Origin of the sequence: Synechococcus sp. Tobar12-5m-g, assembly GCF_024345415.1 — a bacterium.
Classification (GTDB): Bacteria; Cyanobacteriota; Cyanobacteriia; order PCC-6307; family Cyanobiaceae; genus Regnicoccus.
Window position 1 is genome coordinate 54,447 of record NZ_JAGQBB010000010.1, and the last position, 18,652, is coordinate 73,098.

Below are 18,652 nucleotides of genomic sequence, written 5' to 3' on the forward strand. Positions count from 1 at the left end.
TAGGGACACGGCCCTCTCGAAACCGGGGAGCCGTGAAGCAGGACGTCCGCAACCGTCAGGATGGGAGCACCGAGCCGTCCTCCGCCGTGCCCCGCAGCCAACGCAACGACAACTTCATCGACAAGAGCTTCACGGTGATGGCCGATCTGATCCTGAAGGTGCTGCCCACCAACCGGCGCTCCAAGGAGGCCTTCGCCTATTACCGCGACGGCATGAGCGCCCAGGGCGACGGCGAGTACGCCGAGGCCCTTGAGAACTACGAGGAGGCCCTGAAACTGGAGGACGACCCCAATGACCGGGCCTTCATCCTCTACAACATGGCCCTGGTCTTCACCAGCAACGGCGATCACCAGAAGGCCCTGGAGTTCTATGACCAGGTCCTGGAGCTCAACGGCAACATGCCCCAGGCCCTCAACAACATGGCGGTGATCCATCACCACCTCGGCTCCCTGGCCGAGGAGCGGGGCGACACCGATGAATCGGATCGCTGCTTCTCCCGGGCCGCCGAGTTCTGGGGCAGGGCGATCCGGATGGCCCCCAACAACTACATCGAGGCCCAGAACTGGCTGAAAACCAGCGGCCGCGGCTCCGTCGACGTGTACTTCTGAGGGTTCAGTCCGCCGCCGGATCGACCCCCAGGGCCGCCACCAGGGCATCCGCCACGGTGGCCGCCTCCAGCACCTGCAGGTCGAGCTCCGTCGCGAGGGACCCCAGGCCGCTCGCGCGGGGCACCACGGCGCGATGGAAGCCCAGCCTGGCCGCCTCCTGCAGGCGCAGCTCCAACTGGCCCACCGGCCGCAGCTGCCCCCCCAGGCCCAGTTCCCCCACCAGCACCGTGCCGGCCGGCAGGGTGAGGTCGCGGTAGCTGGCCACCACCGCCGCCGCCACCCCCAGGTCCGCCGCCGGCTCCTCCACATCGAGGCCACCGGCCACGGCGAGATAACAATCGAAGCGGGAGAGCGGCAGGCCCAGGTGCTTCTCCAGCACCGCCAGGATCTGGTGCAGGCGGTTGATGCCGATGCCGGTCGCCGTGCGCCGCGGGCTGGCGTAGCTGGTGCCACTCACCAAGGACTGCAACTCCACCAGCAGGGGGCGGGTGCCCTCGCAGGCCACGATCGTGGCCGTGCCGGCGCAGGGGCCTTCGCTGCCGAGGAAAAGCTCACTGGGGTTGGTGACCTCGACCAGGCCCCGGTCGCGCATCTCGAACACCCCCAGTTCGTGGGTGGCACCGAAGCGGTTTTTCGCCGCCCGCAGCAGCCGGTGGCTGGCGAAGCGGTCCCCCTCGAAGGTGAGCACCGCATCCACCAGGTGTTCGAGCACCTTCGGACCCGCCAGCATCCCCTCCTTGGTGACATGGCCCACCAGCAGCAGGGCCGTGTCCTGGCGCTTGGCCAGGCGCTGCAGGGCGGCGGCGCATTCCCGCACCTGGGCCACCGACCCGGGTGCGCTGGTGAGTTCGGCGTCGTGGAGCGCCTGGATGCTGTCGATGATCGCGACGGCGGGGCGGAGGGATTCCAGCTCCTGGAGCACGAGCTCCAGATCGGTTTCGGCCAGCAACTGCAGGCTGCCGGGCTCTGGGCCGGGACTGGCGTCGGGGCCGAGCCGACGCCAGCGCAATTTCACCTGCTGGGCCGACTCCTCGGCGCTCACATAGAGCACCGAGCAGGAGCGGGCCATCACCTGGGCGGCCTGGAGCAGCAGGGTCGACTTGCCGATCCCCGGATCGCCCCCCACCAGCACCAGGGAGCCCGGCACCAGCCCTCCGCCCAGCACCCGGTCCAGTTCGTCGAAGCCACTGGCCAGCCGCGCCAGCGGCCGCTCCCCCACCGCCTGAATCGGCTGGGAACGGCGCGGGCGAGCATCCAGTTCCCCGATGGCCGCAGCGCCCGGGGCCCGGCGGCGGCGGCCATCGGGGGGAGGGCTGGCCTGCTCGACCAAGGTGTTCCAGCCACCACAGCCGGGGCACCGGCCGAAGAACTGTCGCGCCTGGGCACCGCAGCTCTGACAGACGAAGGAAAAGGTGGCGCGTCCCAAGGCGGTGTATGAAGAATGGTGGCGTTCGGTGAACCCTGCGGCACTCAGGCCTTTTCAGTGGTCGGATCTGTTGTAATCCAGTCGCGCCGCGATGACGGCTTCCCCCCCCGCCAAGGAAACGATCCTGGTCGTCGATGACGAGGCCAGCATCCGCCGGATTCTGGAAACACGCCTCACGATGATCGGCTACCAGGTGGTCACCGCCTCCGACGGCGTCGAGGCCCTCGAAGCCTTTCGCCAGTCGAGTCCGGATCTCGTTGTGCTCGACGTGATGATGCCGAAGCTCGACGGCTACGGCGTCTGCCAGGAGCTCCGCAAGGAATCGGATGTGCCGATCGTGATGCTCACCGCCCTCGGCGATGTGGCCGACCGCATCACCGGCCTCGAACTCGGTGCCGACGACTACGTCGTCAAGCCGTTCAGCCCCAAGGAACTCGAGGCCCGCATCCGCTGTGTGCTCCGCCGGGTCGACAAGGAACAGGTGCTGGGCATTCCCAACTCCGGCGTGATCCAGGTGGGCGACCTGCGCATCGACACCAACAAACGCCAGGTGTACCGGGGCGAGGAACGCATCCGCCTCACCGGCATGGAGTTCAGCCTGCTGGAGCTGCTGGTCAGCCGCTCCGGGGAGCCGTTCAGCCGCGGCGAGATCCTCAAGGAGGTCTGGGGCTATACCCCCGAGCGTCACGTGGACACCCGGGTGGTGGATGTCCACATCTCCCGGCTGCGCTCCAAACTGGAAGATGATCCCGCCAACCCCGAGCTGATCCTCACGGCCCGGGGAACGGGGTATCTGTTCCAGCGCATCGTGGAAGCCGTTGGCAGCGAAGGACTCTGAATTCGATCCCCGCCAACGGCGGGCAAAACCGAGCCGGGCGATCCGCCGATTGGTGATCTGGTATCGCCGCAACGCTGCCGTCACCAGCCTGGTGGGCACGGCCACCTCTTCGGCCAGCACGGCGGCCTCCGCGGCCGGTTCTATGGCCGGCAGCATGGCCTCCACGGCCGGTTCGGTGCTGCAGCCCCTGATGATCCAGCCCCTGCGGCGCCTGCAGCAGGGGGGAATCCCCGTGGTGGCGCCGATCCGGGATGCCGACCGTCGCTGGGTGGCGGTCGATGGCATGGGGGGGGACTTCGCCCCCGGGCCGATTCTGGCCGGCTGTCTGGATGCCGTCAGGGTCTTGCCCCTGCGGATCCGCTTCGTCGCTGAGGCCGAGGCCGTGAAGCGGGCCGTGGCCGCCCTGAGTCTGGAAGACGAGCTCAACGAAGCCATCGCCGCCGGCCTGCTGCAGCTGATCAGCAGTGGCCCGTCGGTGGGCATGCACGAGGAGGCCACGGTGGTGCGCCGCAAGCGCGACGCCAGCATCAACCTGGCGATGGACCAGGTCAGGGAGGGCCAGGCCGTGGCGGTGTATTCCGCCGGCAACTCCGGTGCCGTGATGGCTGCGGCCATCTTCCGGCTGGGCCGGTTGAAGGGCATCGAGCGGCCGGCCATCGGCGCCCTGTTCCCCACCAAGGACCCGGCCGAGCAGGTGCTGGTGCTGGATGTCGGAGCGAACATGGACTGCAAACCCAGCTACCTGCATCAGTTCGCCCTGCTGGGCAGTATCTACAGCAGGGATGTGCTGGGGGTGTCCAGGCCCCGGATCGGCCTGCTGAACATCGGCGAGGAGGCCTGCAAGGGCAACGACCTCACCCTCAAGGCCTATCCGCTGCTCGAGGCGGAGCCGCGCCTGCGCTTCGCCGGCAACTGCGAGGGCCGCGATGTGCTCTCCGGCCAGTTTGATGTGGTGGTCTGCGACGGCTACACCGGCAACGTGCTGCTCAAGTTCCTGGAATCGGTCGGTAGCGTGCTGCTCGATGTGCTGCGGGCCGAGCTGCCCCGCGGTCGTCGCGGCAAGGTGGGCTCCGCCTTCCTGCGCAGCAATCTGGTGCGGATCAAGAAACGGCTCGACCATGCCGAGCACGGCGGAGCGCTGCTGCTGGGCGTTGATGGGATCTGCGTGATCGGCCACGGCAGCAGCAAGGCCCTCTCGGTCGTGAGCGCCCTGCGCCTGGCCCAGCGGGCCGCCAGCCGCGGTGTGATGGACGATCTGCACCAGCTCAGCACCGAGGTGGGTGCGGCCCAGGCCTGTGGTTGACTGATCCCAACGGTGGTCACGCAGGTGTCGCTCGGTCAGTTGGGCGCGGGGATGGCCCTGGTGGGCTGCGGCAGCGAACTGCCCGGCCTCAGCCTCACCAATGAGCAGCTGAGCCAGCGGGTGGACACCAGCGACGCCTGGATCCGCAGCCGCACCGGCATCGCGTCCCGCCGGGTTGCCGGCCCCGACGAGACCCTGACCAGCCTGGCGACCGCCGCCGCCCGCAAGGCCCTGGACCACGCCGGCTGGCAGCCGGACGACCTCGATCTAATCCTGCTGGCCACCTCCAGCCCCGACGATCTGTTCGGCACCGCCCCCCGCATCCAGGGGGCCCTGGGGGCGAGCCAGGCGGTGGCCTTCGATCTCACCGCCGCCTGCAGCGGCTTCCTGTTCGCCCTGATCACCGCCGCCCAGTACCTCCGCGGGGGCAGCATGCGGCGGGCCCTGGTGATCGGCGCCGACCAGCTGAGCCGCTGGGTCGACTGGGACGACCGCAGCACCTGCGTGCTGTTCGGGGATGGGGCCGCAGCCGTGGCGCTCGAAGCCTGCGCCAGCGAACGCGACGGCCTGCTGGGCTTCCTGATGCGCTCCGATGGCAGCCGCGCCGCCTGCCTCTCCCTGGAGCAGGGCCTGGAGCGGCAACCCCTGGTGGAGGGCCACACCGCCCAAAGGGGCGGCTTTCTGCCGATTCACATGAATGGCCAGGAGGTCTACAAGTTCGCCGCTCGGGAAGTGCCGCTCCTGCTCGAGGCGCTGCTGGAGGCCACGGCCACGCCCGCGGCCCAGCTCGACTGGCTGTTGTTGCACCAGGCCAACCAGCGCATCCTCGATGCGGTGGCCTCCAGGCTCGCCGTTCCTGACGAACGGGTGTTGAGCAACCTGGCCTGCTACGGCAACACCTCGGCCGCCACGATTCCTTTGATGCTCGACGAGGCGGTCCGGGATGGGCGCATCCGCTCGGGCCACCTGATCGCCACCAGTGGCTTCGGGGCCGGCCTGAGCTGGGGGGCCGCCCTGCTCCGCTGGCAGGGGCCCTCGGCCACCACCACCTAATCTCCAGCCGGTTCACCGAAGGGTTGCGATGGGGATTGCCTGGGTGTTCCCCGGCCAGGGGTCACAGAAGCTCGGCATGGCCGAGGGCCTTCTGGAGCTGCCCGATGCCAGGCGGCGGTTCGGCGAAGCCTCCGAGAGGCTGGGCCGAGATCTGCTGGCGATCTGCGCCGGATCCAACCTCGCTACGGCCGGCGATCCCCGTGATCTGAACGACACCCGCAACACCCAGCCGGCGCTGTTCGTCGTCGAGAGCCTCCTGGTCGATGGCCTCAAGGCCCAGGGGCGCACTGCCCAGCTGGTGGCGGGCCACAGCCTCGGGGAACTGGTGGCCCTTTACGCGGCCAATGTGTTCGACGTCAGCACCGGGCTGGAGCTGATCCAACGGCGCAGTGAGCTGATGGCGGCAGCGGGTGGTGGGGCCATGACCGCCGTGATCGGCTTCGAGCGGTGCGCGCTGGAGCGGCTGGTGGCCAGCACCGAGGCGGTGGTGATCGCCAACGACAACAGTCGCTCCCAGGTGGTGCTCTCCGGCACACCGGCGGCGGTGGCCCAGGTGGTCGGTGCCCTGCCCTGCAAGCGGGCCATCCCGCTTGCCGTTTCGGGGCCCTTCCATTCGCCGTTGATGCACGATGCCGCCACCTCCTTCGAGGCCCTGCTCGAATCGATTCCCTTCGCGGACGCCACCATCCCCGTGCTCAGCAACACCGATCCCAGCCCCCAAACCGACGCCCGGGTGCTCAAGGACCTACTCGCCCGCCAGATGGTGAGCGGCGTGCGCTGGCGCGAGACCATGGCCCAATTCGCCACCCACCAGATCCACACCGTGGTGGAGATCGGGCCCGGCCATGTGCTCAGTGGACTGGTCAAACGGGATCTCGAAGGACTGGTGACGGCCCGGATCGCCAATGCCAAGGATCTTGGATTTTGAGTCCGCTCGCCCCAGGGCCTGAGCCGAGGTTCCCCCCACCGGCCCTGCTGACGCCGCAGCCCAGCTTCATCTACCGACTGGTCAGCTACCTGCTGGTCTTTCCGCTCTACCGGCTGCTGTTCCGGGGCCGCACCGCCAGCAACGGCCAGGTGCCCATGGAGGGTGCGCTCGTGGTGGTGGCCAACCATGGCTCCCACCTGGATCCGCCCCTGGTGGGCCATGCCCTGGGCCGGCCGGTGGCCTTCATGGCCAAGGCCGAGCTGTTTCGGGTGCCCCTGCTGGGGCCGATCATCCGGGCCTGTGGGGCCTACCCCGTGTCGCGAGGAGCCAGCGACCGCGAGGCGATTCGGGTCGCCATGGCCCGCCTGGCGGAGGGCTGGGCCACCGGCGTGTTCCTCGATGGCACCCGCCAGGGCAACGGCCGGGTGAACGATCCCCAGCACGGAGCAGCCTTTCTGGCCGCCAAGGCCGGCATCCCCCTGCTGCCGGTCGCCATCGTCAACAGCCACCGGGCGCTCGGCACCGGCCGGCTCTGGCCGCGGCTGGTGCCGATCCACATCCGCATTGGCCAGCCTGTCCCCCCGCCGGCCTCCCGCCGCCGTGCCGATCTGGAAGCCACCACCCTCGCCTGCCAGGAGCAGATCAACGGACTGCTGGATCAGGGTCTGCTGCCTCCCGCCAAGCTCAGGTCCGCGCTGCCGCCCACTGACCAGGATCACGACCGCTGATCACCCAGATCACGGCCCTGAAGCCATCGCGCCAGGCCTTGCTTCGCCGCTCAGGAACACAACGCGGCCCACAGGGCACCGTCACCGGCGTGAGCTGAATATGGCGGCTGCCGGCGATGATCCGGCCCACCAGCAGGGCCCGGTCCATGTGGTCGCTGCTGGTCACCAGAAGAACGTTGCGGACACCGGAGCGTTGCAGGTCGTCCACCACCGTGGTGAAGTTGGTGACGGTGTCGCTGGCGCGGTAATCGAGCTGGTACTGCTGGGGGGGCAGGCCCTCCTGGCGAAACAGCCACCGGGCGTATTCCGGGTTGCTGCCACCACTGACCATCAGGGGCAGCCCGTAGCGCTGGGCCAGCTGGCCGGCCCGCCGTTCCCGGGCCACATCCCCGCCCAGGACGAGGATCAGTTGGGGGGCCGAGGCTGACGATCTGGGCAGGAACGGGGCGGGGAAGGACCCAAACGCCGAGGCGCGGATCAACCCGGCCAGACCCAGACCGAGCAGAACCCATGGCACAAGCCTCCGCATCAGGCCGTCGCCACCGGGCTGGTGGGATAGATCGGCAGGACAGGCTGCCAGGGGGCAGGCCAGCCTGCCACCGCCGCCGCCTGGCTCAAAAGCAGCAGCTGGGTCAGATCGGCGGAGGCATCCACCCGTGCCTCGAAGCAAGCCTGCCCCGCCAGGGTGGCCGGGGCAGAAAAGAGGCGTGGCACCTCGTCTTCCGCCAGACCGCCCAACGCGACTGGATCCGCCTGGTAGCGGCCCGCCACGAGGCCACGGCGCGGCAACGTCTGCGTGATCCAGAACGGTTCGCCCCTGGCTCCAGCCTCCCCGGCCAGCCAGAGTCGTCGGGCGATCAACAGAAAGCTGCTGAACCCATCGAGGGGGCGATCGAGTTGCTGGGCGAGGGTGCGGGCCAGCACCACCGTGAGCCGGGTACCGGTGAACCCCCCGGGCCCGGTGGCCACCGCCAGGCGACCCAGCTCCCTCCAGCGGCTGGCCGGAAGTAGCTGCTCCACACAGGCCAACAGATCATTGCCCAGGCTTCGGCCCAGGGGGTGGGTGGCCAGCGTCGCCGCGCCACCGCCGAGGGGCTGGAGGCCCACGGCGAGGGTGTCGCTGCTGCTGTGCAGGGCCAGAAGCCACGGAAGCACGTCGCTCATCGGGGTGGCGACTCCCCGGGGCGCAACCGCAGCCAACGGCCCCGATCGACCCTGAAGCTGCTGCAGGCCCGCACATCCCATTCCACCCCAACCTGGGCTTCGGCCAGGTCGATCACCTGCACGTGGATGCGGGGCTCCCGGGGCTGGAAGTCGGGGTGGGCGGTGAGATGGGTGACACCGTGCTGGCGCTCCACCGCGTGATAGGCCTGGCAGCGGTCGACCCAGTGGCAGTCCACGCAGATGCACATCCCCCAGCGGCCCACGGACCGCACCATTCTGGGGTGGAGCGACCAGGGCGCCAGCGGCCTGGCCATGGCGGCCACCACTCTGCGCCGCACCCTGCGGATCGAACACTGGCCCCTGCCCACCAGCGACCTGCCGTCCGGAACGGCGCTGGTCGGTGGTGCCGTGCGGGATGGGCTGCTGGGCCGCCTGGGGGCCCGGCCCGATCTGGATCTGGTGGTTCCCGGCGATGCGATCGCCCTGTGCGAGGAGCTGGGCCGCCGCTACGGCGGCACGGCGGTGGTGCTTGACGGGCAGCGCTCGATCGCCCGGGTGGTGCTGAGGGGCTGGTGCCTTGATCTGGCCCGCCAGGTGGGGGACAGCCTGGAGGAGGACCTCTGGCGGCGCGACTTCCGCCTCAATGCCCTGGCCCTGCCGCTCTCGCCGCAGATGCCCCTGCTGGACCCCACAGGCGGGCTGCGGGATCTCGCCCTGGGGCAGGTGGTGGCGGTGCGCGAGGCCAATCTCCGCGACGATCCGCTGCGGCTGCTGCGAGGGATTCGCCTGGCCGCCGAGCTGGATTTCGAGCTGGGCGAGGTAACCGGCCGCTGGATCCAGGCCCATCACCGGCTGATCGGCGCCGTGGCTTCGGAGCGGGTGCTGGTGGAACTGGAGAAACTGGCCGGCTGCCCCGCGGGCAATCGTGGCCTTGCCGTTGCCTTGGAGAAACAACTGCTGGATCCCTGGCGGCCCGACCTCAGGGCCGCCGCCGAGGGCACAGCGGAAGCGATCCACGCGGCAACGCTGTGGAGCTTGCAGAGGCTCACCGGGGAGCGGGCCGGGAGCATCGGCCTGGGCCAGGATGAAGCCGCCGGTGCCCTCGGGCTGGCCCGCCTGGCGGTCCTGTTCGATGGCGAAGGGGTGCGCCGACTGCATGGCAGCCGCCATCTCCAACAGCGCTGTGGGCGGCTGCACCATTGGTGGAGGCAACTGATCGCGGCGGGAGCAGGGGTGGAGGAGCGGCTTGCGGCGATGGCGGAAGCGGAACGGCTGAGCCTGCACCAGCAACTGGCCGGCGACCTGCCCGCCCTGCTGCTGTTCTTCCCCGCCCCCCTGGCGATCGATTGGCTGCGGCGCTGGCGTGAGGACAGCGACCCCCTCTTTCACCCCCACGCCCCCGTGGATGGCTGGACGCTGCAGCAGACCTTCGGGCTGGTGCCATCACGGCGTCTGGGACTCCTGCTCACCCACCTGACGGTGGAGCTGGCCTTCGGCCGGATCAACAAACCTGACGATGCGTTGAAGGCGGCAAGAATCTGGCTGGATGGCACCAGGCCGTGATTTACTTTTAGGTGCATAGGCATGTCCAACTGCCTGCTCCGTGCCCGGCAGGTGCCGGTTAATCATCAGACTTTTTCATCCATGGATCCATGGGCCAGTGGCTTCGTGATCCAGCTTCGTGATCGAGCCTGTCGATCGATTGATCAGCGCCCTCGAGCCAGTTTTCCAATTTCTTCTCCCTCCCCATGAGTGTTCGTCTTTACGTCGGCAACCTGCCGCAGACTTTTGATGCCAAGGAGCTTGATGCTCTGTTCACGGCGGTCGGTGAAGGCGTGCGCTTCAAAACGGTGCAAGACCGTGAAACGGGCGCCTGCCGCGGCTTCGGCTTCGCCAATGTCGACGATGAGAAGCTCGCCGACACGGTGATCGAGCAGCTCAACGGCCACGCGTTTGGAGGCAACACCCTGCGCATCGAGCGCTCCGAGCGCAAGGATGCGCGCGGCAGTGCTCCCGTCGGCGGCGATCGTCGTCCAGCAGGGGCCACCGCGGTGGCGCGCAAGGCCACCAACAAGGTGGTGCACAGCGACACGGTCACCGAAGGTGCCCCCGACCCCCGCTGGGCCGGTGAACTGGCCAAACTCAAGGCCCTGCTGGCGAACCAGACGGCCGCGGTCTGATTGGCATCAGCCGGGGTTGAAGAGGCAATGGGCACAGGTGGTGGGTTGATCCCAGCTTCACTGCCCCTCGCTCCCCTGCCACGACACTGGTCTTGGCAGGGTCAATCGATCGGCTTTCTGGAGGCCCACCCCCCGGGCCATCCCGCCGGGATTTCCACGGTGATCCTGATCCACGGCTTCGGAGCCTGCTCAGGCCATTGGCGCCACAACCAGCCCACCCTGGCGGAGCATTTCAGGGTCTATGCCCTCGACCTGCTCGGCTTCGGGGCCAGCTCCAAACCCCGCTCCCGGTTGATCGGCGAGCCAGGGCCTCCCGATTCGGTTCGCTACTGCTTCGATCTCTGGGCCAGGCAGGTGGCGGATTTCGTCGAAAGCCTGGCACCGGCCGATCGCGATGGACCGCTCCAGTTGGTCGGGAATTCGATCGGGGGGCTCGTCGTGCTGAGGGCCAGCCAGTTGCTGCTGGAGCGGGGCATCACCCCGTCCCAGATCATTCTGATCGATTGCGCCCAGCGCACCCTCGACGAAAAACGTCGGGCTGAGCTGCCTGCCCTCGAGCGGCTTCTCCGTCCCCTGGTCAAGCGGCTGGTGCGGCAGCGCGGCCTCGTCGCCCCCCTGTTCAGGGCCCTGGCCCGTCCCGGCTTCATCCGGCAGGTGCTGGGCCAGGCCTACCCGAGCGGCGCCAATGTCGACGACGAACTCGTGGAGATGCTCTACCGCCCCAGCACCGATCCGGGCGCAGCGGAGAGCTTCCGCGGCTTCATCAATCTCTTCGAGGATGTGCTGGCGCCGGACCTGCTCGAAGACCTCACGGTGCCGGTGCGGATGATCTGGGGGGAGCTGGATCCCTGGGAAAGCCCGGCGGAAGCCGAAACCTGGCGGCGGAACTTTCCCTGTGTTCAGGAGCTGCAGATCCTGCCTGGGTTGGGCCATTGCCCCCAGGATGAAGGGCCGGATCAGGTCAATCCGATTCTGCTCGCCTGGCTGAAGCAGGCAGAGAGCAATCAGCGCAATTGGGCAATCAGATAGGAGCAGGGCAGGTCGAGGAACTTGTATCCAGTGGGCACAAATGCGCGGCGGCTGAATACATCATAGTCGTGCCGTTCGATCACATCAAGAATGCCGCGATACAGGCGCAGTGAGGCCCAGACGGGCCAGCGAGCATCGGCCGCCAGCCAGCGCACGCCAGCTTCGGAGCGGCCGAACCACTGCCGGGCCCGCTGGAGTTGGAAGGCCATCAAGGCCCGCCAGTTGTCGTTGACCGTTCCGGCCATCAACTCAGCCTCCGAATAACCAAATCTCCGGAGATCCTCCTGGGGAAGATAGATGCGGCCACGGCTGCGGTCCTCCCCGACATCTCGCAGGATGTTGGTGAGCTGGTTAGCAATTCCAAGCGCTACTGCCGCATGGGAGGTGTCGGGTCGTTCACTCCAGGGGGCCGAGGTGTAGGCGGGATCCAGGCCCATCACTTCCTGGGTCATCAGGCCAACGGTTCCGGCGACGCGATAGCAGTAGAGCTCCAGATCCTCGAAACTGGCATAGCGCTGGCGCCGCAGGTCCATGCGCTGGCCCTCGATCATGTCGAGGTAGGGCTGGAGTGGCTGGGGGAAGCGTTCCAGCGTGTCCGCCATCACCAGGTCGAGGCCATCCTCCACCCGGCCGCTGAACAGGGCCCGGGTGCGGTCTTCCCAGAGATCCAGCCGCTCGGCCAGGCGGTCCTCCGGCAGCGCCTGGGCCTGGGGACTGTCCATCAACTCATCGGTGCGGCGGCACCAGACGTAGATGGCCCAGATCGCCCGCCGCTTGGCCCGGGGCATCAGCAGGGTGCCGAGATAAAAGGTTTTCGCCCACTGGGCCGTTTCCCGCCGACAGGCCTCGTAGGCCTGGGGAAGGCTCAGTGGTGAGCGGAGAGCAGCCATCTCAGAGGCGACCAGCACGGTCACACGGCCACCGGTGAGGCGTGGCGGCTCACCACATCAGCACAGAGCTTGCCGCTCAGCACGGCACCCTCCATCGAGGCGAGGTAGCGCTGCATGGTGAAGTCTCCAGCCAGGAAGAAATTGGCGATCGGCGCATCCTGCGACGGCCGGAGCTTCTGACAGCCCGGAACCGACTTGTAGACCGACTGGGGGGTCTTGACCACCCGAGATTTGCGCAGCTGGGCCTGGTTGTCTCCCGTGAAGTGGGCGGGGAAAAGGCGTTTGAGCTCCGCCAGGGTCGCCGCGACGATGTCGCCGTCGCTGCGGCCGATCCACTCGTCCGCCGGCGCAAAAACCAGCTCCAGCATGGAGCGGTGGGGATCGGCGTACTCCCGGCAGGTGTTGCTCATGTCGGCATACACGCTGAGCAGATCGGAACGGCTGAACAAAAGGTGGTCGATCTCGGTGAGTTTTCGGTCAAACCAGAGATGAATGTTGATGACCGGCACCCCCTTGAGCCCCTCCAGCTTCTGGAAATAGGGAAGCTGCTTCCAGGCCTCAGGCAGGAGCAGCTTGAGCGGATCGACCGGCAGGGCGCTCACGAAGGCATCGGCCTCCACCTCCAGGGGCTCGTTGCCGCGAACACCACCGATCCGAAAGGCGTCGACGGAACCATCCTCCGCCAGGCGGATCTGCCGCAACGGCCTGTTGAGGTGCACCTCGCCGCCTCGCTCACGGATCGAGGCGACGATCGGTTCACAGAGCCGCTGGGGGGGGTTCCCGTCGAGGAAGGCCATCTTCGAGCCGTTCTTCTCCTGCAGGAAACGGTTCAAGGCGGTGAGCAGCACCGTGCTGGAGATCTCATCGGGATTGATGAAATTCAGGGCCTTGCTCATGGCGATGAACACCTCGTCATTGACCCGCTCCGGAATGTTGTGGAGGCGAAGCCATTCCGTCCAGGAGTACTGATCACAGTTCTCGACATAGTCCTGGCCGCGGAGCATCGCCGGCACCAGGCCCAGCCCGAACTGGATCTTCTCAGGCCAGGTGAGCATGTCGTTGTTGCCGAGGATCGCCGCCACGCCATTGAGGGGCGCGGGCAGATCCGGAAAGTCGAAGCGGCTGTAGGTGCCGGGATCCTCCTTCTGGTTGAAGATCATCGCGTGGTCCTTCCACTGCAGACGATCCTCGATGCCAAGCTCCTTGAAGAGCTGCAGCATGTTCGGGTAAGCCCCGAAGAAGATGTGCAGGCCGGTCTCGTACCAGTCGCCCTCGTCGTCCTGCCAGGCCGCCACCTTGCCGCCGAGAACGTCCCTCGCTTCGTAGATCACCGGGGTGTGGCCTGCGTCGCAGAGGTACTTGGCGCAGGAGAGACCGGCGAGGCCTGCTCCGGCGATGGCGACGCGCATGGGAAACCAAAAACAAGAGACAACCTTAAAAGGCTCGGGTCAGCCAGCGCTGATCGCCAGCTTCCTAAAGTCAGGGAGTGCGCTCCGCTCCGCCACGCCCGCCTTCCCCAACCCCATGGCCGACGCCCTCCTGCTCAAGTCCACCACCAGGCATGTGCGGTTGTTCACCGCCCGCGTGGAAGATGACCAGCTCGTCGCCGATCCAGCCCAGCTGACCCTCGACCTCGATCCGGACAACGAGTTCCTCTGGGAGCCGGCCGTGCTGGAGACGGTGCGGCAGCGGTTCCGCGACCTGGTTGCAGGCTTTGCCGGCCAGGAGCTCACCGAGTACAACCTGCGCAGGATCGGCTCCGACCTGGAGGGCACGATCCGTCAACTGCTGCAGGCTGGAGAGCTGCGCTACAACCCCGACGCCCGGGTGCTGAACTATTCGATGGGTCTGCCCCGCAGCCCTGACGCCTGATGAGCCGATCCCGCCCAGACCGCGGCACTTTCGGGGGCCGGAGTCGCTCCAGCGAGCCCTACCAGGATCGCGAGGCCTACCGCTACGAGTCTTCCGCCTATGACGACCAGCCCCGGGGCCGCAGGCCAGCTGCCCCGCTCCGCGGCGGGGGTGGGGCCCCGGGCGGCGCAGGCGGCCAGGGGGATCCGCCGTTCAAGTTCAACGTCGCCACGGTGGCGGTGCTGGCCGGGGTTCTGGTGGTGGGCATCGGCATCGGCACCGCCCTCTCCAGCAACACCGCCGGCAACCAGGGAAACATCGCCAGCAGCCAGCAACTCGACCTGGCCGTTCCCGACCCGGAGTTCTGCAAGCAATGGGGGGCGAGCGCCTTCGTCAACGACGTGGAGCTTTACACCACGATGAATCCCAGCAGCAGCTTCGTAACCCAGCCCACGCTGCAGCCCGGCTGCGTGATCCGCCGGGAGAACTGGAGCGTGCTCCAGAAGGAGGGGGCGGTCACCGCTGAGCAGATGCGCCAGTGCAAACAACGGATGAACACCTTCGCCTACGTCGGCTCGATCCGCGACAAACCGGTGGTGCGCTGCGTTTATCAGACCGACATCAGCGGCAACAGGTTCCAGACCAAAGGCATCGCCGGAGCCGCCGATGACTCCGTGGGGATCACACCGGAAGGGGACCAGTTCTAAGGGCGCTCAGGCAGCCAGGGCAGCGGGTTGACGCAGGGGGCTGTCCGGGCTCGCGAAGACCGGCAGCACCTCCCGGCGGAAGGCCTCGGCGGCGCGGGAGCAATAGCGGGCCGGATGGGTGATCAGTTTCAACTGACGCCGCACCTGAAGGTCTGCGATGGTGGCGCGGTGCAGGCTGCCGGCGGCCAGTTCCCGCTCGATCGAGACCACCGGCAGAAACGCCGCCCCAAGGCCCGACTGCACGGCATTCTTGATCGCCTCGAAGGAATTGAGCTCCATTTCGATCTTGAGGCGCTGCACCTCCAGGCCCGAGCGGGCGAGCAGGTGGTCCACCATCTTGCGGGTGGTGGACTGGGCGTCGAGGCAGACAAAACCGAGCCGATAGAGATCATCCTTATGGAGCTCCGGCAGCCGCACCAGCGGGTGCTTGATCGGCAGCACCAGGGCGAGTTCATCACTGGCGTAGGGCACAACCTGGAGGAGGTCGTTGAGCTCCGAGGGGAGCTCGCCGCCGATGATCGCCAGGTCGACCTGACCATTGGCCACACTCCAGCCGGTGCGACGGGTGCTGTGCACCTGGAGCTGCACCGCCACATCGGGGTACTTCTGGCGGAACAGGCCGATCATGCGGGGCATCAGATAGGTGCCGGTGGTCTGGCTGGCGCCCACGATCAGCGAACCACCCTTGAGGTTGTGGAGGTCGTCGAGGGCGCGGCAGGCCTCCTGGCACTGGCTGAGAATTCTGTCGCAATAGCTGAGCAGCAGGTGGCCCGCCTCGGTCAGCTGGGCCTTGCGGCCACCCCGATCGAACAGGGAGACATCGAGCTGCTTTTCCAGGTTCTGGATCTGCAGGCTCACCGCCGGCTGGGTCACGTAAAGGCTGTCGGCAGCCTTCTTGAAGCTGCCCTCGCTGGCGATGGCCCGCAGGATGCGCAGCTGATCGAGGGTGAAGGGCAGATCAGCCATGGAATGACCCGTGGGGCTTGCTCCGGCTGGGAACTCGAACTCTAAAGGGAAACCACCGGGGCCCCCTGGGGCCTCCGGAGTCACCCATCCGAGGGCCAGAATCTGACCTTCCCGCATGGATTGATTGCCGCTCGCCCCCCACCACTCCAGCCTGGTGATGCTGGCCCTGCTGTTCGGTTTCGCCGTGCTGCACAGCGGTGGCGCGGCCCTGCGTGGCTGGGGGGAGGCACGGATTGGGGCCCGGGCCTGGCGGCTGCTGTTCGCGGCTCTCAGCATTCCATCGGCCGTCGTGGTGGTCGGCTACTTCATCGCCCATCGCTACGAAGGCGTCCGGCTCTGGAACCTGCAGGGACTCCCGGGCTTGATCCCGGTGATCTGGGTGGGCACGGCGATCAGCTTCTTCTTCCTCTATCCGGCCACCTACAACCTGCTGGAGATTCCTGCCCTGCTCAAGCCCGAGCAGCGGCTCTACGCGACTGGAATCATCCGGATCAGCCGCCATCCCCAGGCGGTCGGGCAGGTGATCTGGTGCGCCACCCATCTGCTCTGGATCGGCAGCAGTTTCATGCTGGTCACCTGCTTCGGCCTGATCGCCCACCACATGTTCGCCATCTGGCACGGGGACCGGCGCCTGGCCAGGCGGTTCGGCCCCGCCTTCGAGCAGCTGAAGGCCAACACCTCGGTGATTCCCTTCCAGGCCGTGCTCGATGGTCGCCAGACCCTGGTGATTGGCGAGTTCCTTCGGCCCTCCCAGCTGGGCATCGCCATCGCCATCGGCACGCTCTGGTGGAGCCATCGCTTCCTGGGGCTCGCCACCGCATCCTTCCTGAACGGCCCGCTGGGGCGGCTGCTCGGTTAAGGGGCGGGGCTGGCTGATCGAAGTCCCACACACAGCCCGATCCGGCCAGAAGGGCTGCCTACACTCCCTCAGAATTCCCAGAAACCGGATGACCTCGGCCTCGGACCTTGCCTGGTTGATTCCGGTGCTTCCCATGCTGGGGGCGGCCCTGGTCGGTCTGGGCCTGATCAGCTTCAACCGCACCGTGAACAGGCTGCGAAAGCCTGTTGCCATCTTCCTGATCAGCTGTGTGGGGGCTGCCGCGGTGCTCAGCTACGCCGCGCTGATCGAGCAGCTCGCCGCCCCGCCCCCCACCGAGGTGCTGTTCAACTGGGCCAGCGCCGGCAGCTTCAACCTGCAGATGGGCTTCCGGGTGGATGCTCTGGGCGCCGTGATGCTCGCCCTCGTCACCACCATCGCCCTGCTGGTGATGGTCTATTCCGACGGCTACATGGCGCACGACAAGAGCTACGTGCGCTTCTTCACCTACCTGGCCCTGTTCAGCAGTTCCATGCTGGGCCTGGTGATCAGCCCCAACCTGCTCGAGATCTACGTGTTCTGGGAGCTGGTGGGGATGTGCTCCTACCTGCTGGTGGGCTTCTGGTACGACCGCGACGGTGCCGCCAATGCCGCCCAGAAAGCGTTCGTGGTCAACCGGGTCGGGGACTTCGGCCTGCTGCTCGGCATCCTGGGTCTGTTCTGGGCCACCGGCAGCTTCGGCTTCGAGGAGATCGGCCTCCGTCTGGGTGAAGCCCTCAACAACGGCAGCGTGTCTCACCCGGCGGCGGTGATCCTCTGCCTGCTCGTGTTCATGGGACCGATGGCCAAGTCGGCGCAGTTCCCTTTGCATGTGTGGCTTCCCGATGCCATGGAGGGCCCCACCCCCATCTCCGCCCTCATCCACGCAGCCACGATGGTGGCTGCAGGGGTGTTCCTGGTGGCCCGCCTCCAGCCGATCTACATCCAGTTCGATGAAGTTCAGGCCTTCATTGCGGTGATCGGTACGGTCACCTGCTTCCTGGGGGCGAGCATCGCCCTCACCCAGATGGATCTGAAGAAGGGCCTGGCCTACAGCACCGTTTCCCAGCTGGGTTACATGGTGCTGGCCATGGGTTGCGGCGCCCCGGTCGCAGGCATGTTCCACCTGGTCACCCACGCCTTCTTCAAGGCGATGCTGTTCCTCTGCTCCGGCTCGGTGATCCACGCCATGGAGGAGGTGGTGGGCCACGAGCCCGTGCTCGCCCAGGACATGCGGCTGATGGGGGGACTCAGACGCTTCATGCCGGTCACGGCGATCACCTTTCTGATCGGCTGCGTGGCGATCAGCGGCATCCCTCCCCTGGCGGGCTTCTGGAGCAAGGACGAGATCCTCGGCCAGGCCTTCAACGCCTTTCCCCTGCTCTGGGCCGTCGGCTTCCTCACCGCCGGCATGACGGCCTTCTACATGTTCCGGCTCTACTTCCTCACCTTCGAAGGTCCCTTCCGCGGCAGCGATGTTGCCCTGCAGGCCCGCCTGCTTGCCGCCGCCGGCAAAGGAGCTGCCGAGCCTGAGGGCCATGGGGAGCACGCCAGCCAGCCCCACGAATCCGGCTGGCAGATGGCAGCCCCCCTGGCGATCCTGGCGGTGCCATCGGTGCTGATCGGACTGCTGGGAACCCCCTGGCACAGCCGTTTCGCCGGCCTGCTCGATCCCCACGAAGCCGCCGAGATGGCCGAGCAGTTCAGCTGGGCGGGCTTCCTGCCCCTGGCCGGCGCTTCGGTAGCCATCTCCATCAGCGGCATCACGGTGGCGGTGCTGGCCTACGCGCTCCACAAGCTCGATCTGGCCACGGCCGTGGCATCCCGCTTCCCCAGCATCAACGCCTTCCTGGCCAACAAGTGGTATCTCGATGCGATCAACGAGCGGATCTTCGTGCAGGGCAGCCGCAAGCTGGCCCGCCAGGTGCTCGAGGTCGACGCCAAGGTGGTCGATGGGGTGGTCAACCTCACCGGCCTGCTCACCCTCGGCAGTGGTGAGGGCCTCAAGTACTTCGAGACGGGCCGGGCCCAGTTCTATGCCCTGATCGTGTTCGGTGGCGTGATCGCCCTGGTGGTGCTGTTCAGCAGCTTCTGAACCCAAACCTCCATCACCCAAACCTCCACT

The 18,652-nt window shown here is 67.4% G+C and carries 20 protein-coding genes; 13 read left to right on the plus strand and 7 right to left on the minus strand.

Annotated features, from left to right (window positions below; all coding sequences use genetic code 11):
- Positions 1-86: 86 nt before the first annotated feature.
- Complete coding sequence (locus KBY66_RS07890) at positions 87-608, plus strand: photosystem I assembly protein Ycf3 (RefSeq protein WP_255088750.1); 522 nt, start codon at positions 87-89, stop codon at positions 606-608.
- A gap of 4 nt (positions 609-612) precedes the next feature.
- On the opposite strand, the gene radA is transcribed toward KBY66_RS07890, so the two are convergent.
- Positions 613-2,034 (minus strand): DNA repair protein RadA, encoded by a 1,422-nt coding sequence (gene radA, locus KBY66_RS07895; protein ID WP_255088751.1) that lies wholly within the window; start codon positions 2,032-2,034, stop codon positions 613-615.
- Between the two features lie 91 nt (positions 2,035-2,125).
- Between radA and rpaB the strand changes: the two genes are divergently transcribed.
- From rpaB to KBY66_RS07920, 5 genes are read left to right on the plus strand one after another with little or no spacing between them, the layout of a single operon-like run.
- Positions 2,126-2,872, plus strand: coding sequence for a response regulator transcription factor RpaB (gene rpaB, locus KBY66_RS07900; protein WP_255088752.1), 747 nt, complete (start codon positions 2,126-2,128; stop codon positions 2,870-2,872).
- Positions 2,853-4,175 (plus strand): phosphate acyltransferase PlsX, encoded by a 1,323-nt coding sequence (gene plsX / locus KBY66_RS07905; RefSeq protein ID WP_255088753.1) that lies wholly within the window; start codon positions 2,853-2,855, stop codon positions 4,173-4,175. The genes rpaB and plsX overlap by 20 nt, the downstream gene beginning before the upstream one ends.
- Before the next feature lie 51 nt (positions 4,176-4,226).
- Positions 4,227-5,228, plus strand: coding sequence for a beta-ketoacyl-ACP synthase III (locus tag KBY66_RS07910; protein WP_255088818.1), 1,002 nt, complete (start codon positions 4,227-4,229; stop codon positions 5,226-5,228).
- Between the two features lie 28 nt (positions 5,229-5,256).
- The gene (gene fabD, locus KBY66_RS07915) at positions 5,257-6,156 is read left to right on the plus strand and encodes an ACP S-malonyltransferase (protein WP_255088754.1); all 900 of its coding nucleotides are present in this window, start codon (positions 5,257-5,259) and stop codon (positions 6,154-6,156) included.
- A complete protein-coding gene (locus tag KBY66_RS07920) occupies positions 6,153-6,884 on the plus strand; it encodes a lysophospholipid acyltransferase family protein (protein ID WP_255088755.1) in 732 nt (243 codons plus the stop codon). Before fabD ends, KBY66_RS07920 begins: the two co-directional genes overlap by 4 nt.
- On the opposite strand, the gene KBY66_RS07925 is transcribed toward KBY66_RS07920, so the two are convergent.
- The 3 genes from KBY66_RS07925 to KBY66_RS07935 are packed head-to-tail and all read right to left on the minus strand — an operon-like array spanning position 6,841 to position 8,296.
- The gene (locus KBY66_RS07925; RefSeq protein WP_255088756.1) at positions 6,841-7,413 is read right to left on the minus strand and encodes a YdcF family protein; all 573 of its coding nucleotides are present in this window, start codon (positions 7,411-7,413) and stop codon (positions 6,841-6,843) included. The genes KBY66_RS07920 and KBY66_RS07925 overlap by 44 nt on opposite strands.
- Positions 7,413-8,048 carry a tRNA (adenosine(37)-N6)-threonylcarbamoyltransferase complex dimerization subunit type 1 TsaB gene (gene tsaB / locus KBY66_RS07930; RefSeq protein ID WP_255088757.1) on the minus strand — a complete coding sequence of 212 codons (636 nt, stop codon included), beginning with the start codon at positions 8,046-8,048 and terminating at the stop codon, positions 7,413-7,415. Before tsaB ends, KBY66_RS07925 begins: the two co-directional genes overlap by 1 nt.
- Positions 8,045-8,296, minus strand: a complete 252-nt coding sequence (locus KBY66_RS07935; protein WP_255088819.1) for a Ycf34 family protein — start codon at positions 8,294-8,296, stop codon at positions 8,045-8,047. The genes tsaB and KBY66_RS07935 overlap by 4 nt, the downstream gene beginning before the upstream one ends.
- Positions 8,297-8,360: 64 nt before the next feature.
- On the opposite strand from KBY66_RS07935, the gene KBY66_RS07940 reads away from it, so the two are divergent.
- The 3 genes from KBY66_RS07940 to KBY66_RS07950 all read left to right on the plus strand — a co-directional run bounded on the left by KBY66_RS07940 (position 8,361) and on the right by KBY66_RS07950 (position 11,257).
- Positions 8,361-9,611 carry a CCA tRNA nucleotidyltransferase gene (locus KBY66_RS07940; RefSeq protein WP_255088758.1) on the plus strand — a complete coding sequence of 417 codons (1,251 nt, stop codon included), beginning with the start codon at positions 8,361-8,363 and terminating at the stop codon, positions 9,609-9,611.
- Between the two features lie 185 nt (positions 9,612-9,796).
- Positions 9,797-10,228: an RNA recognition motif domain-containing protein gene (locus KBY66_RS07945; RefSeq protein ID WP_255088759.1), complete on the plus strand. Its 432-nt coding sequence runs from the start codon at positions 9,797-9,799 to the stop codon at positions 10,226-10,228.
- A 45-nt stretch (positions 10,229-10,273) separates the two neighbouring features.
- Positions 10,274-11,257 (plus strand): alpha/beta fold hydrolase, encoded by a 984-nt coding sequence (locus KBY66_RS07950; RefSeq protein WP_255088760.1) that lies wholly within the window; start codon positions 10,274-10,276, stop codon positions 11,255-11,257.
- On the opposite strand, the gene KBY66_RS07955 is transcribed toward KBY66_RS07950, so the two are convergent.
- Both KBY66_RS07955 and pds read right to left on the minus strand, forming a co-directional pair.
- The gene (locus KBY66_RS07955) at positions 11,233-12,147 is read right to left on the minus strand and encodes a phytoene synthase (protein ID WP_255088761.1); all 915 of its coding nucleotides are present in this window, start codon (positions 12,145-12,147) and stop codon (positions 11,233-11,235) included. The two genes, KBY66_RS07950 and KBY66_RS07955, sit on opposite strands and share 25 nt — an antisense overlap.
- A gap of 20 nt (positions 12,148-12,167) precedes the next feature.
- Positions 12,168-13,556, minus strand: a complete 1,389-nt coding sequence (gene pds, locus KBY66_RS07960) for a 15-cis-phytoene desaturase (protein ID WP_255088762.1) — start codon at positions 13,554-13,556, stop codon at positions 12,168-12,170.
- Between the two features lie 115 nt (positions 13,557-13,671).
- Here pds and KBY66_RS07965 point away from each other — a divergent pair, with 115 nt between their 5' ends.
- The gene (locus KBY66_RS07965; RefSeq protein WP_255088763.1) at positions 13,672-14,019 is read left to right on the plus strand and encodes an NAD(P)H-quinone oxidoreductase subunit M; all 348 of its coding nucleotides are present in this window, start codon (positions 13,672-13,674) and stop codon (positions 14,017-14,019) included.
- The gene (locus KBY66_RS07970) at positions 14,019-14,705 is read left to right on the plus strand and encodes a DUF3172 domain-containing protein (protein WP_255088764.1); all 687 of its coding nucleotides are present in this window, start codon (positions 14,019-14,021) and stop codon (positions 14,703-14,705) included. The genes KBY66_RS07965 and KBY66_RS07970 overlap by 1 nt, the downstream gene beginning before the upstream one ends.
- 6 nt (positions 14,706-14,711) lie before the next feature.
- On the opposite strand, the gene KBY66_RS07975 is transcribed toward KBY66_RS07970, so the two are convergent.
- Positions 14,712-15,671, minus strand: a complete 960-nt coding sequence (locus KBY66_RS07975; protein ID WP_255088765.1) for a LysR family transcriptional regulator — start codon at positions 15,669-15,671, stop codon at positions 14,712-14,714.
- Between the two features lie 157 nt (positions 15,672-15,828).
- On the opposite strand from KBY66_RS07975, the gene KBY66_RS07980 reads away from it, so the two are divergent.
- Both KBY66_RS07980 and KBY66_RS07985 read left to right on the plus strand, forming a co-directional pair.
- Positions 15,829-16,530, plus strand: a complete 702-nt coding sequence (locus tag KBY66_RS07980) for an NnrU family protein (protein WP_255088820.1) — start codon at positions 15,829-15,831, stop codon at positions 16,528-16,530.
- Between the two features lie 88 nt (positions 16,531-16,618).
- A complete protein-coding gene (locus KBY66_RS07985; RefSeq protein WP_255088766.1) occupies positions 16,619-18,622 on the plus strand; it encodes an NAD(P)H-quinone oxidoreductase subunit 5 in 2,004 nt (667 codons plus the stop codon).
- Positions 18,623-18,652 lie beyond the last annotated feature (30 nt).

Bases quoted from the DNA above. Each gene is read 5' to 3' on its own strand.
- rpaB (WP_255088752.1), top strand. From the start codon at position 2,126: ATGACGGCTTCCCCCCCCGCCAAGGAAACGATCCTGGTCGTCGATGAC.
- KBY66_RS07910 (WP_255088818.1), top strand. From the start codon at position 4,227: ATGGCCCTGGTGGGCTGCGGCAGCGAACTGCCCGGCCTCAGCCTCACC.
- fabD (WP_255088754.1), top strand. From the start codon at position 5,257: ATGGGGATTGCCTGGGTGTTCCCCGGCCAGGGGTCACAGAAGCTCGGC.
- KBY66_RS07925 (WP_255088756.1), bottom strand. From the start codon at position 7,413: ATGCGGAGGCTTGTGCCATGGGTTCTGCTCGGTCTGGGTCTGGCCGGG.
- tsaB (WP_255088757.1), bottom strand. From the start codon at position 8,048: ATGAGCGACGTGCTTCCGTGGCTTCTGGCCCTGCACAGCAGCAGCGAC.
- KBY66_RS07935 (WP_255088819.1), bottom strand. From the start codon at position 8,296: ATGTGCATCTGCGTGGACTGCCACTGGGTCGACCGCTGCCAGGCCTAT.
- KBY66_RS07940 (WP_255088758.1), top strand. From the start codon at position 8,361: ATGGCGGCCACCACTCTGCGCCGCACCCTGCGGATCGAACACTGGCCC.
- KBY66_RS07945 (WP_255088759.1), top strand. From the start codon at position 9,797: ATGAGTGTTCGTCTTTACGTCGGCAACCTGCCGCAGACTTTTGATGCC.
- KBY66_RS07955 (WP_255088761.1), bottom strand. From the start codon at position 12,147: ATGGCTGCTCTCCGCTCACCACTGAGCCTTCCCCAGGCCTACGAGGCC.
- pds (WP_255088762.1), bottom strand. From the start codon at position 13,556: ATGCGCGTCGCCATCGCCGGAGCAGGCCTCGCCGGTCTCTCCTGCGCC.
- KBY66_RS07965 (WP_255088763.1), top strand. From the start codon at position 13,672: ATGGCCGACGCCCTCCTGCTCAAGTCCACCACCAGGCATGTGCGGTTG.
- KBY66_RS07970 (WP_255088764.1), top strand. From the start codon at position 14,019: ATGAGCCGATCCCGCCCAGACCGCGGCACTTTCGGGGGCCGGAGTCGC.
- KBY66_RS07975 (WP_255088765.1), bottom strand. From the start codon at position 15,671: ATGGCTGATCTGCCCTTCACCCTCGATCAGCTGCGCATCCTGCGGGCC.
- KBY66_RS07980 (WP_255088820.1), top strand. From the start codon at position 15,829: ATGCTGGCCCTGCTGTTCGGTTTCGCCGTGCTGCACAGCGGTGGCGCG.
- KBY66_RS07985 (WP_255088766.1), top strand. From the start codon at position 16,619: ATGACCTCGGCCTCGGACCTTGCCTGGTTGATTCCGGTGCTTCCCATG.